This window comes from Niveibacterium sp. COAC-50 (assembly GCF_013184235.1).
GTDB lineage: Bacteria > Pseudomonadota > Gammaproteobacteria > Burkholderiales > Rhodocyclaceae > Niveibacterium > Niveibacterium microcysteis.
In genome coordinates this window covers 449,196-461,688 of sequence record NZ_JABCJM010000003.1, presented here as the reverse complement: position 1 = coordinate 461,688, position 12,493 = coordinate 449,196, and the positions used below count along the sequence as shown (strand labels likewise).

Genomic DNA, 12,493 nt, shown 5'->3' with positions numbered 1-12,493 from the left:
GCGAGCAGGTTGGAGGGCCTTGCGCGACCCGCAAAACCCTTGTAGCGAGCGCTGCGTCATCCGGCAGTGACGGCGCAGATCGACCGTGTTCGGCGGGCCAATCAGCAGCGCTGTGATGACGATACAGCGTGGTCGGCGGTGTGCAGTGCCTGACATCCTCAGGACGTAGGTTTCGGACCCGGTGTTGGTCGACGGGCACCTTGTCAGGCAGCCGGTGCTCACGAATACTTCATTGCGCTAGCAAGCAGGACAACGCGGCCGAGGTGGCATCCAGGGCGTCGTCAGGGGGCATTGCCATGCACTTCGCCCGGCTTGCGGAGCCCGCCCGCGGCGTGGCCGACGGTGCAGCAGACTGAAGTGCGGGCGTTTCGATCGTTCCGCCAAGAAACGTGGGTGCGGTGAGATCGCCGGTGTGGTGAGCAGGATTCCGCATCAACACAGAGCCGGTCAGACCAGCGAAATGGAGTGGCAGACGTGAACAAAGGGCTTGCGCCGTCACTGACGGGGACCACAAGCACACGAGGCTTGCGCGATGGGGCGTATCTGGTGGTCGATGACTTTGACGCGATGCGCAAGGTCACGGTCAACCAGCTTCGGCAGCTCGGTGCACAGAAGATCTTCGAGGCTTCGAACGGCGCTGAGGCATGGAAGATCATCCAGAGTCACCCGCTGACACTGGTCATGTCGGACTGGAACATGCCGGTCATGGACGGCTATGAACTGCTGCTTCGGGTGCGGGCGAACCCGGCGACCAGCGCGCTTCCCTTCATGATGATTACGGCCGAAGGCGAGCGTCGTCGGGTCGAGCAGGCGATTGCGGCGGGCGTGTCGCAGCTGGTGGTGAAACCCTATACCTCGGGTGGGCTGATAGACCGCGTGGAACGCGCTCTGAGCTGGAAGCCGCGTCCTGCCAGTATCCGGACGCCACCTCCAGAGCCGAACGAAGCACCCGGGGCCGCAACGCCGACGACACAAGGCAAACTGCCGGCGCGTGCAGCTCGGGCGACGATGCTTGTCGTCGATGACGTGGCCGATAACCTGACACTCTTGTCGGGGCTGTTCAAGGATGAGTTCCAGGTCAAGATCGCCCATAACGGCGAGCGGGCGTTGAAGATCTGCCATTCCGACTCACCTCCGGATCTGGTGCTGCTCGATGTCATGATGCCGGGCATCGACGGATTTGCTGTTGCTGAGGCGATCCGTAGCCACCCGTCGTCAGAGCACATCCCGATCATCTTTGTCACGGCATTGGCGGACGAGGCGTCGCGGCAGCGCGGGCTGACGCTGGGCGCAATCGACTTCGTGACCAAACCGATCGATCCGGAAATGCTGCAGCTGCGGGTCAAGAACTTCCTGCGCTACATCGAATTGCACCGCGGCCTGCAGCAGGACTACGACACGATGATGGAGGCGGCACGCCTGCGCGAAGATGTCGAGCACATCACCCGCCACGACATCAAGGGGCCGTTGGCAGGCGTGGTCGGCCTGACCCAGGAACTGATCGAGCGTGCGGGCCTGCCCGGAGACGTTCTGGCTCAACTTCGCCTGATCGAAGAGTCGACGCTCTCAGCACTCGATCTGATCAACCTGTCCGCCGAACTGTACAAGATTGAATCTGGCCGCTTCGAACTGGATGCGAAAGAGGTCTTCCCCGCACGCCAGCTGCGGCGACTTGTCGAGCTGGCACGCAAGACCTTCGCCTCGAAGGATCTGGCGATTCGGCTGGACCTGCCCCAGGGCTACGGTGTGGACGACGTGGTGGCATGGGGCGATGCGTCGCTGATGTACTCCGCGCTGCAAAATCTGCTCAAAAACGCCTGCGAAGCGGCGCCGGATGGCGGTAAGGTGGCTGTTGTTTTCGAATCCGCAACGCCGGTTAGGATCCTCATCCGTAACGATGGCGCGGTCCCGGTGGAGGTCCGCGAGCGCTTCTTCGACAAGTTCGTGACTGCCGGCAAACGTGAAGGTACCGGACTTGGCACCTACTCCGCGCGCATGCTGATTGAGGCACTGCATGGTCAGATCGCCATGGAAACCAGCGATAGCGACAACACGACGACGATTCATGTGGAAGTGCCCGCGCCCCCGGCGAAGAATGCATGAACGGGTTGCCTCTGGCGCTCCGCTTCGCTTGTCCGTACCCGCAGCGTTTCGTTTGTGGTTTGCGTTGCACTGACACAGCCTTCACCTCCAACGGCAAGGCCAGGCTGGCGTGGCAGCGCAAGAGCAATAGGTGGTGGGCAAGCGTTGGTGGGACGGAGTTCAACCTGATCCCGGATGCGCTGATCAACGGCCGCTAAGACCAGCTCCGTGGCGCAAATCCCCCGCGGCGCTCGTACCAGACTGCCATAGCCGGGCGGCCAGGCCCGGTCGCAATGACAGGGCGTGTGTGCAGGCGCATCTGCGATGCCGAATAAGTGTGTCGTCGATCTCAAACGACCTCGCTGGGCGATGGCTCGATCAACATCCTTGCTATGAGGGCTGATCCGATCGCAGGTGCGTTGTTCGACGTCGCTCGCGCCTTTCCAGCACTGCTATTGGCCGGGTGAGTGACTTGCGGCATGAACGGCAGATTGGGCGATGTCCAAGCAGTGGGTGGGTCAGCACGCGGTGCTGTGCATTGATCAGCGCACAAATCGCCGTGTTTTCGTTGCCGACCAAACCGCCCAACATCGATCGGACAAGTTCTGCGGATCGCGGACTTACACCCTACCCATGCCGCGTCCTGAGGCTCAGTGACCGGCGATGATGGCGCCGCCGGCGGCACCCAGCGCTGCGCCCTTGACTACATCGTGCCCGCCGTTCCCTGCCACTGCGCCGACAGCTCCGCCGATCAACGCACCCTTCACGGCACCGTCCCGCGCGTCGCGTCCGCGATGGCCATGTTGCGTTGCTGCAGCGACGCCGCCGCCGATCACCGCACCTTTCAGCGCATCGCCCACACCATGACCGGCCACCGCGCCCACGGCACCACCAACCAACGCGCCCTTGACCACGCGGTCACTTGCCAGGGCCGGTTGCGCAGCCATCACCAGACAGGAAAGACTCAGTACGACGCCCATGATCTTGTTCATTTTCGAATCCCTTTCGCTTGAGTGTTGCGGGGGCGCGCTACGCTGCCTGCCCAGTCCTTCATCGATGCGATGAAGCGATGGGTGAACGATATGCCCGGGCGTAACATGCATCCAGCGAACGTTTCGCATGGGAGATATGCATGGAATTCAACCTAAGGGCTGTGGATCTGAACCTGCTCCCAGTCTTCCTGGCAGCCTACGAAGAACGCAGTCTTTCCCGCGCTGCAGTGCGTCTCGCGATGACTCAGTCAGCGACCAGCCATGCACTTTCGCGACTGCGCCATCTGTTCAAAGACGAGTTGTTCATCCGTCACTCGCGGGGCATGACGCCTACGGCGACGGCTGATCTGATCTACCCGCCGTTGCGGGCTGCGATCAATGGCGTTAGCGAAGTGATCACGGAATCGGTCGCCTTCGACCCCGCAACGTCAACCCGCCGCTTCGCGGTCTCCATTCCCCACCCACTCGGCCCGCGCATTGCCCTCCGGCTCAGCGAGCGGCTCGTGAGCCTCGCTCCATCCCTAAGGGTAGATTTCGACACGCTCACCCGACCGACTGATCTGGATCGGCGCCTATCCGATGGAACGTGCGATCTGGCGCTCGACTGGTTGTTGCCGACAGCGGCCCAGCACCATCACGAAGTCTTGTTTGAAGACGTGCTTCATCTCATGACACGCCGCGACCACGCGCTGCAGGGGCAGACAGTGACCGCTGCACGCCTTCGCGACGCCCGGTTTGTGTCGATCAAGGCACGGCGGCGCGACGGACAACAAACCGAAGCTGGGCGCATGTGGAGCGAATTTCCGTGGTCCATCACGCTTGAGGTATCGGAGCTGTTTGAAGTGTTGATGGTGCTTGCCGAATCGGATCTGGTGGGCTTCGTTCCCAGCAGCCTGGTTCGACTGGCGGAAAAGTCGTTTGATCTGCAGATTCTCCCCGTGCCGTTTCTCAAGCCGCTCTCGATGCCAATCTACTCGGTCTGGCACCCCCGTCGCGACAATGACAGCGCACACCGCTTCCTCCGTAATCAGCTGGTGCAGGTGCTGCAAACGTTGGCTGACGAGTGAGACGCGGTCTTCACTAGACGGGGGATCCTCGCGACCAATCTGGCAGCAAATAGCAAGGTCTCGTCGCTAAGGCGTGCTAGAAGGGGCGACCGATCCGTAGAGAGCGGAAGCGTGTTGATAAAAGGGAGGAATGAATGTTGGAGACAAGTCGAGGCCCATGCGGAGATTCTGAGTTGAACGATCAAGACTTACTCGTGACCGCAGGGGGCGCTGATGGCGCGTGCTGAACTGAAACGTCCGGAGAAGGCAGAGGCGTTCGCGCAGCGGATGAACCGCGTCATTGATTACATCGACAGCCATCTCGCCGAAGCCGAACCCCTGCGACTGGAAGCTGTGGCTGCAGTGGCTGCCTTTTCGCCATTTCACTTTCACCGCATCTTCCGGGCGTGGACTGGCGAGACGCTTCAGGACTTCATCAGGCAGCGCCGGCTGGAGAAGGCTGCAGGGCAATTGGTGCACAACCCGTCGATGACAGTCCAGACGATCAGCCAGCTCTCCGGCTTCAATTCTTCGGAAGCGTTTTCGCGGGCGTTCTCACAGCATTTCGGAATGCGCCCGAGTGCGTGGCGTCTGGGTGGCTACCGGCAGTGGGATCCGGTCGTGGGCAAAGCGGCTGGCGAGCCGGGGGAAGATGGGTTTGAGGTTCGCATCCGTGTCGAGCCGGTGCGGACGGTGGTCTATTTTCGGGTCGGTGGAGATTATCGGACCACTGCGCTGGAGGCTTGGACGAGATGCCTTGAGTGGATGGATCAGCATGGTCTTAACGACCAGCCGTGTTTCGGCATGGCGCTCGATGATCCGCGGATCACGCCGCCCGACCGTTGCCGCTACGATGCCTGCGTCGAGTTGCCTGCGGGCTGGGACGTCCGCGGCGAACGGACCTCGCGCAAGGTGATGGTCGGAGGCCTCTACGCCAGCCTCTTGTATGTTGGTCCACGCAGCGGTATCGGCGATGCATGGTTGAAGATGCTCGACGATTGGCTACCCAGCAGCGGTCGTGGTCTTGGCGAGGCAGCGTTCTTCGAGCACTACCAGCGCGGGGAATTGCAGAACAAGGACCCAGTGACGGTCGAACTCTTCATGCCGCTTGGCGACTGATGCAAGCCCCCCGGCAGGGGGCTTGCAGTTCCGTGGTGCTCCGCGCTCAACGGATCCAGCAGGCGTGAGTGCGTCGATGAGGCGCATCGGCGCGCTGGTGTGAGCGCGTAGAAGCGTTGGCCGGCGTCACCGTATCTTGGCCGCCGAAGCACTCAAGGCGCGCGACGTGACAATCGAGCAAGCGGGCTTGCTGGGCGGTTCGACCTATCACTGCCCCCAACAACATGCTTGTGATGACTGCGCCAAGGCAACTGCCGCTGGTAGGGCAGAGCAAGGTTCGCTTGGTCTGGGGTGTTTCGCGGCGCGTGACGTAGAGCTCGATTCGGGCCGCGGACGCCCTTCTTGTGGTCTGAGGCCTCTGGCCCAGGGCCCCTCAGGGCTTCGTGCGATGGCCGGACGTTTGTTCTTCGGGTTCAGCGGCTTCGACGGCTTGCGCTGCGAGTAGTGCGTTCGCGTACGGGCCCAGGCGGCGCGCATCGGACCAACCGAGCGGGTAGCCAAACCAGGTGCCATCGCGTTCCCGCGCGACACCGCCGTGATCGAGGTGCAGCCACCAGTGCCGATCGGCGCGTATCCACCGCGGCGGCATCTTGAGGCGGGCGGGGGTGCCAGTATCCACAGTCTCCGACGTAGGGGCCGGCATGACGGTTTCGTGGTCGTGGATACGGGTGGCGCGTTTCATGGCGCAAAATTCTATTCCTGCGTTCGCGTCGCGGGTATCGGTGCTTTGCGTATGACACGAAGATTTGCAGTCTGGGTAAAACGTCGGCCGGCGTGCGGCAACTTGGCCGCCTGCACTGAGCGCATTTTTGGTGTGCTACCCTGCGCCTCGCCCACTGCGCTTGTGGTGCGGCTTTCCCCCTGATGGTCTGGAGTTTGCATGGATTTGCTCGTTCAGTTCTTCGATATCGTTTTGCACCTCGACAAGCACCTGGCGATCCTCGTTGCCCAGTACGGCACCTGGATCTACGCGATTCTCTTTCTGATCGTGTTCTGCGAGACGGGGTTGGTGGTCACGCCTTTCCTGCCGGGGGACTCGCTGCTGTTTGTGGCTGGCGCGCTTGCCGCGACCGGCGGCATGGACATCGCGGTGCTATCCGGATCGCTGTTCGCAGCCGCAGTCTTGGGCGATAACTGCAACTACTGGATCGGGCGCTGGATCGGGCCGCGGGTGTTCCGCTGGGAAAATTCGCGCGTCTTCAACCGCAAAGCCTTTGATACAACCCACGCGTTCTTCGAAACGCACGGCGGCAAAACGATCATCATCGCCCGCTTCATGCCGCTGGCGCGGACGTTTGCACCGTTCGTAGCCGGTGTGGCGCGCATGACTTACCGCCGTTTCCTGCCCTTGGACATCCTTGGCGGCGGCTTGTGGATCTTCTCGCTGACGCTGGCCGGCTACTGGTTCGGTAACCTTGCGTGGGTGAAGGCCAACCTGAGCCTGGTGATTGTCGGCATCATCGGCATCTCGCTGATGCCGCTGGCCATTGGCTACATCAAGGGGCGCCTGGCTGGTCGCGCCGTCGCCTGAACTGTGTCCCGCCTAGGCGGGTTAAACTAGGAGGCCGACCGGCAAACCCGGCCGGCCTTTTCATTTCTGACATGAAGAAACTCGTCATCCTAATTTCTGGACGCGGCTCCAATATGGAAGCCATTGTCCGTGCCGCGATTCCGGGGGCGAAGATCGCGGCGGTGATCGCCAACAAGCCGACGGCAGCCGGGCTGGCTTTCGCTCGTGCGCACGGCATTGCGGCCGAGGTGGTCGACCACACGGCCTACGCTGACCGCGACGCCTTCGACAACGCGTTGGCGATCGCCATCGACCGCCACGAACCCGATCTTGTCGTATTGGCGGGTTTCATGCGTGTCCTGGGTGACGCCTTCGTGCGGCGCTACGAAGGCCGGATGATCAACATTCATCCGTCGCTGTTGCCGAGCTTTCCCGGCCTGCATACGCACCGCAAAGCAATCGAATCCGGTGTGCGCTTGCATGGTGCCACGGTGCATTTCGTTACGCCGACGCTCGACTGCGGTCCGATCATTGCGCAGGCGGCGGTTCCAGTCGGCGCGGATGACACCGAGGCGTCGCTGGCTGCGAAGGTGCTGGTGCAGGAGCATGTCATCTACCCGCAGGCAGTGCGCTGGTTTGTGGAAGGGCGGCTGCGTGTGGAGGGAAACCGCGTCACCGTGATCGATGCCGATCTGCCCGCGGACGGGTGGATGGTGCCGCTGCCGGATGCCTGACGGCCCAAACCGATTCCAGAGGTGGCGGCGGCGCTGGTTGCGACCGCTACCGGTGGCGATCGCCGCATCGCTGCTGTTTCACTTGCTGATGCTGTCCGCGCCGGGGTGGGATCTGTCGGTGGTCGCCGAGCCGGTGCGCATCGAGGCGACCCTGCAACTGCCGCCGGTGCAGCAGACCGCGGTCACGCGTACCGAAGCGCCGAAGCCGCCTGATCTGACGCCTCGTCCGCGCGCGACGCCCAAAGGCGGCGGGCGGCCGCAACGCACGTTGGCCGTGCCGCGCGAGCAGGGGGTTGAGGCTACTGTGCCAGTCACGCAGGCGCCAGTCGAATCGCCGGAGCCTTCACCGGGTGCCAGTTCGGCAACGGAAGTGCCTGCGGCGTCCGAGGTGGCTGCAGCCCCGAAAGACCCGATTCCGGTGTCGGTGGACCCGGCTGCCACGCAAGCCTGGCCGCGCGAAGGGCGGATTCGCTTTCAGGTGCGCTACGGCGAGACGATCGAGGTTGGCGAAATGATCCATACCTGGTCGCACGACGGGGAGCGTTACACGATGCGAAGCGAAGCCGCGACCGTGGGGCTTGCGCGACTCATCAAGCGTTTCAACGGCGTGCAGCAGAGCCAGGGGCGGGTCGGGCCGGAAGGGTTGGCGCCGACGGGGTTTCAGGAGGACTTAAACGGCAAGCAGTCGCATGCGGTGTTCGACTGGGCGCAGCGCAAGGTGTTTCTGTCGCGCCCGGACCGTGTTCGCGAGGTGGCGTTTGACGGCATGGCCGAGGACATTCTGAGCCTCGCGCATCATCTGGCGTTTCAGCCGGATGGCGTAACCAGCATGTCGCTCTATGTTGTCGGCGGGCGCTGGGGGGCGGAAGCAACGCTAAGCCAGGTGGCCAATGAGTTGTTGCGCTTGCCGTGGGGCAGCATTGAAACGCGCCACTTCCACTGCGAGGCACGCAACGGCGAGTTCGTTGTGGATTTGTGGCTCTCGCGCCAGCACCGCAATGCGCCGGTGCGTATCCGGGTGGATGACCGCAAACAGGGCCACGTGGTCGACGAGATTGCACGCGAGATTGAACTGGATGGCGTGAAGGCGGATATCCTGCCTTCGCGCGACGTGAACGATTCCTACAAGGGTTGATGATGCATATCACCAAAAACCGCCTCGACGAGGCAACCGAAGTCCTGTCCGAGGTGCTGCGCTTCGAGCACCCGGCTGACGCCGTGCTGTCGAGCTTCTTCCGCGAGCACAAGTCGCTCGGTCATCGCGACCGCGGCGTGATTGCCGAGACTGTTTACGCGGTACTGCGCAACCGTCGCCGGCTTGAGGCGTGGTGCGGTGATCGCGCGACCGGCCGCCGTTTGCTGTTGGCAGCCCTGATTCGTGTTCAGGGGATCTCGTCTCGCCAGCTTGAAGAGGTCGTGTCGGCCACCGAGCAACGCTGGCTGGCCGAACGCCAAGCTGCCGCAGCCCCCCAACTGAGCTATGCCGAGCAGGCTGACCTGCCGGACTGGCTTGCCGGCCGTCTGGCCGAGGTGCATGGCGAAGAGCGCGCCTTGCGCTTGGCGCAAGCGCTCAACCGCCCGGCGCCGCTCGACTTGCGTGTCAATCCGCTGAAAGCCAAGCGTGATGAGGTGATCGCGCAGTTGCGTGCCGATGGCATCGCTTGCGAGGCGGGCGTCTATTCGCCGCTCGCCATCCGCCTGGCCGAAAAACCCTCGCTCGCGAAGCATCCGCTCTTCCTGGATGGGTCGATCGAGGTGCAGGACGAAGGCAGCCAGCTGCTCGGTTTCCTGGTCGCCCCGAAGCGTGGCGAGATGGTGGCCGATTTCTGCGCCGGCGCCGGCGGCAAGACCTTGTTGCTGGGCGGGCTGATGCGCTCCACCGGCCGGCTCTATGCGTTTGATACCGCAGAGCGGCGCCTCGCGCGCCTGAAGCCGCGGGTAGCGCGGTCCGGGCTCTCGAACGTGCATACCTCGGCCATTGCGCACGAGAACGACGCGCGCCTCAAGCGGCTGGCGGGCAAGATCGATCGCGTGCTGGTCGATGCGCCGTGCAGCGGGCTTGGCACGCTGCGCCGCAACCCGGACTTGAAGTGGCGCCAGTCGCCTGAGGCGGTGCAGGAGCTCACCGCGAAGCAGCTGTCGATTCTGTCGGGCGCAGCCCGGTTGCTGAAGAAGGGCGGGCGGCTCGTCTATGCGACGTGCAGCGTGTTGCCGGAAGAGAACGATGCCATCGTCGATGCCTTCCTGGCTGCGAATCCGGGCTTCCGCATCGTGTCGGCGCAGGATGTGCTGACGACGCAGGGAATCAACCTGGCCTGCGGCGAGCGGCTGCGCCTTGATCCGCTGGAGCATGGCACTGACGGGTTCTTCGCGGTTGCGATGGAGCGCGGCGAATGAGCACGCAGGAAACGTCACAACAGGCCGGGAACGCCCTGATTGCGGCCTTCCAGGCGGTTGTTGCGGAGCTGTCGACGACGGCGTCACAGATGCAGTTGCTCACCGTGGCCGTGATTCTTGTGGCCTCCGGTTTTGTCTCGCGGCGTGTCGTTGCGCACTTCTCGGCGCCGACGACGATGGCGCGACTGGTTCGCGCCGTGGCGTGGCCCTTGGCGGCCGTTTTGTTGTTGTTGGTCGCGCGCGCCGGATTCCGCATGGCGGGGTATCGCGGTACGGAAATCGCGATTGCGATGCAGTTGGCGTTCGCACTCTGCGTGCTGCGGCTGATCGAAGTCGCGCTTCGCCAGGTGTTCTTCAAATCGTCCTGGCTCAAGGGCGTTGAGCGCTACATCGCAGTCGGCGTCTGGGCCGTAGTGGCGCTGGATCTGCTGGGGCTGTTGCCAGAGCTGATCGACTGGCTCGACAGCATGCGCCTGCACATGGGCAAGCAGCAGGTCTCGCTGTGGACGCTGATCAACGGTGCATTGTCGTCCGCTGCAACCATCGTGGTCGCGATGTGGGTGGCAGGCATCATCGAGGATCGCCTGATGGCATCGCGCCGCATGGATAGCAGTGTCCAGGCGGTGCTGGCTCGGCTGTCGCGTGCGTTGCTGCTGTTCATCGGCGTGATGGCCGCCATGTCGCTGGTCGGCCTCGACTTCACGGCGCTTTCGGTCTTTTCTGGCGCACTGGGCGTCGGTATCGGCCTCGGCATGCAGAAGATCGCCGCCAACTACATTTCGGGCTTCATCATCCTGCTGGATCGCTCGATCCGCATCGGCAACATGATCTCGGTTGGCGCCGACCGTGGCGAGGTGCAACAGATCACCACGCGCTACACGGTGCTGCGGGCACCGACGGGGATCAACGTGATTGTTCCGAACGAGACCTTGATCGGCGCCGTGGTGCAGAACGAGACCTTTGCCGACAAGAACGTATGGATCGGCATCCCGGTGCAGGTCAGTTACAGCTGCGATGTTGAACGAGCGCTCGCGTTGCTGGTCGAATGTGCATCGGCGGGCGGAGAACGGGTGCTGAAAGATCCACCTCCGGTCGCGCATCTGGTGGCGTTTGCCGATAGCGGCATCAATCTGCAGCTGGGTGTCTGGATCTACGACCCCTTGCAGGGCAATCTGGGCATCAAGTCGAACATCAACCGCGAGATTTGGCGCCGCTTCCGCGAAGAGGGGATTGAGATTCCGTTCCCGCAGCGAGAGGTGCGTGTCGTTGGGCCGGTACCGGCGGACGTGCCACCTGCGGCAATCGCGCAGGCGGGTGCTGCCTAAACCGGTTTCTGAAATGTTGGCGGCGCGTCGTTCACTCGTGGCGCGGCGCCCGCTGGTCGCATAAAATCAATAAGTTATAACCATAACCCTGAGGGGAAACGTTTGATGTTTGCTGGAATTCTCGACCTGCCCTGGTGGGGCTATGTGCTGGTGGTGCTGGGCCTGACGCATATCACGATCGCGTCGGTCACGATCTTCCTGCACCGCCACCAAGCGCACCGCGCGCTTGATCTGCACGCCATTCCGAGCCACTTCTTCCGGTTCTGGCTGTGGATGACGACGGGCATGGTCACCAAGGAGTGGGCGGCGATTCACCGCAAGCACCACGCCAAGTGCGAAACCGCGGAAGACCCGCATAGCCCGCAGATTCTGGGCATCAACCGCGTGTTGTGGGGCGGCGTGTTCCTCTACGTGAAGGAATCGCGCAACAAGGACACCATGGAGCGCTACGGCCATGGCACGCCCGATGACTGGATGGAGCGCAACATCTACACGCCGGGCCAGAAGGTTGGCATCGTGCTGATGCTGGCGATCGACATGGCGCTGTTCGGCGTAGTGCCGGGCGCGTTGATCTGGGGCGTGCAGATGATCTGGATCCCGTTCTGGGCGGCCGGCGTCATCAACGGTCTGGGGCACTTCTGGGGCTACCGCAATTACGACTGCGTGGATGCTTCGACGAACCTCGTGCCTTGGGGCATCCTGATTGGTGGTGAAGAGCTGCACAACAACCATCACAGTTTTGCGACCTCGGCCAAGCTCTCGTCGAAGTGGTACGAATTCGACATCGGCTGGATGTACATCCGCATCATGGAAATGCTCGGCCTCGCGAAGGTTAAGAAGACGATTCCGAAGCCGAAGTTCGCCGAGGCAAAGAAGATGGTCGACCTCGAGATGCTGCAGGCCATCGTGACGCATCGCTACGACGTGATGCGCCGCTACGCCAACAGCCTCAAGGATGTGTATCGCGAGGAAATGGCCAAGCTGTCGCAGAGCGAGAGCAAGGTCGATCTCAAGCAACTGCGCCGCTGGCTGAACGCCGAGCGGACCGAGGGTTTTCCGGCCAAGTTGCAGCAGCAGTTCGAGAAGGCGGTGGCTGAAAGCCCGCGCCTGCAGCAGCTGGTGACGATGAAGCAGGAGCTGGTCGCGATCTGGGCACGCTCCAGCGCTTCGCGCGAACAACTCGTGAAACAGCTGCAGGACTGGTGCGCGCGCGCTGAGGCAAGCGGTATCCGCCAGCTCGAAGAGTTCTCTGAGCGTCTGCGTCGCTACGCAGTCTGACAGCGGTTCA

General features: G+C 62.9%; 11 protein-coding genes. 9 read left to right on the top strand and 2 right to left on the bottom strand.

The window, feature by feature from the left end:
• Positions 1 to 474 precede the first annotated feature (474 nt).
• Positions 475 to 2,103 (top strand): response regulator, encoded by a 1,629-nt coding sequence (locus HH302_RS15235; RefSeq protein ID WP_216661926.1) that lies wholly within the window; start codon positions 475 to 477, stop codon positions 2,101 to 2,103.
• Positions 2,104 to 2,732: 629 nt separating this feature from the next.
• Here the strand turns inward: HH302_RS15235 and HH302_RS15230 are convergent.
• Positions 2,733 to 3,074, bottom strand: a complete 342-nt coding sequence (locus HH302_RS15230; RefSeq protein WP_172203080.1) for a hypothetical protein — start codon at positions 3,072 to 3,074, stop codon at positions 2,733 to 2,735.
• A 140-nt stretch (positions 3,075 to 3,214) separates the two neighbouring features.
• Between HH302_RS15230 and HH302_RS15225 the strand changes: the two genes are divergently transcribed.
• Positions 3,215 to 4,141: a LysR substrate-binding domain-containing protein gene (locus tag HH302_RS15225; protein WP_172203079.1), complete on the top strand. Its 927-nt coding sequence runs from the start codon at positions 3,215 to 3,217 to the stop codon at positions 4,139 to 4,141.
• A gap of 213 nt (positions 4,142 to 4,354) precedes the next feature.
• Complete coding sequence (locus HH302_RS15220; protein ID WP_172203078.1) at positions 4,355 to 5,239, top strand: GyrI-like domain-containing protein; 885 nt, start codon at positions 4,355 to 4,357, stop codon at positions 5,237 to 5,239.
• A 373-nt stretch (positions 5,240 to 5,612) separates the two neighbouring features.
• Here HH302_RS15220 and HH302_RS15215 read toward each other — a convergent pair whose 3' ends face one another.
• Positions 5,613 to 5,921 carry a hypothetical protein gene (locus HH302_RS15215; RefSeq protein ID WP_172203077.1) on the bottom strand — a complete coding sequence of 103 codons (309 nt, stop codon included), beginning with the start codon at positions 5,919 to 5,921 and terminating at the stop codon, positions 5,613 to 5,615.
• Between the two features lie 198 nt (positions 5,922 to 6,119).
• Between HH302_RS15215 and HH302_RS15210 the strand changes: the two genes are divergently transcribed.
• From HH302_RS15210 to HH302_RS15185, 6 genes are all read left to right on the top strand, one after another.
• Complete coding sequence (locus HH302_RS15210) at positions 6,120 to 6,770, top strand: DedA family protein (protein WP_172203076.1); 651 nt, start codon at positions 6,120 to 6,122, stop codon at positions 6,768 to 6,770.
• A gap of 71 nt (positions 6,771 to 6,841) precedes the next feature.
• Entirely contained in the window at positions 6,842 to 7,483 is a 642-nt protein-coding gene (gene purN, locus HH302_RS15205) for a phosphoribosylglycinamide formyltransferase (protein ID WP_172203075.1), read from the top strand.
• Between the two features lie 37 nt (positions 7,484 to 7,520).
• Positions 7,521 to 8,618 (top strand): DUF3108 domain-containing protein, encoded by a 1,098-nt coding sequence (locus tag HH302_RS15200; protein ID WP_172203074.1) that lies wholly within the window; start codon positions 7,521 to 7,523, stop codon positions 8,616 to 8,618.
• Positions 8,618 to 9,880 carry an RsmB/NOP family class I SAM-dependent RNA methyltransferase gene (locus HH302_RS15195; protein ID WP_172203073.1) on the top strand — a complete coding sequence of 421 codons (1,263 nt, stop codon included), beginning with the start codon at positions 8,618 to 8,620 and terminating at the stop codon, positions 9,878 to 9,880. The genes HH302_RS15200 and HH302_RS15195 overlap by 1 nt, the downstream gene beginning before the upstream one ends.
• Entirely contained in the window at positions 9,877 to 11,205 is a 1,329-nt protein-coding gene (locus HH302_RS15190) for a mechanosensitive ion channel family protein (RefSeq protein WP_172203072.1), read from the top strand. Before HH302_RS15195 ends, HH302_RS15190 begins: the two co-directional genes overlap by 4 nt.
• Positions 11,206 to 11,310: 105 nt before the next feature.
• Complete coding sequence (locus HH302_RS15185; RefSeq protein ID WP_172203071.1) at positions 11,311 to 12,483, top strand: fatty acid desaturase; 1,173 nt, start codon at positions 11,311 to 11,313, stop codon at positions 12,481 to 12,483.
• Positions 12,484 to 12,493 lie beyond the last annotated feature (10 nt).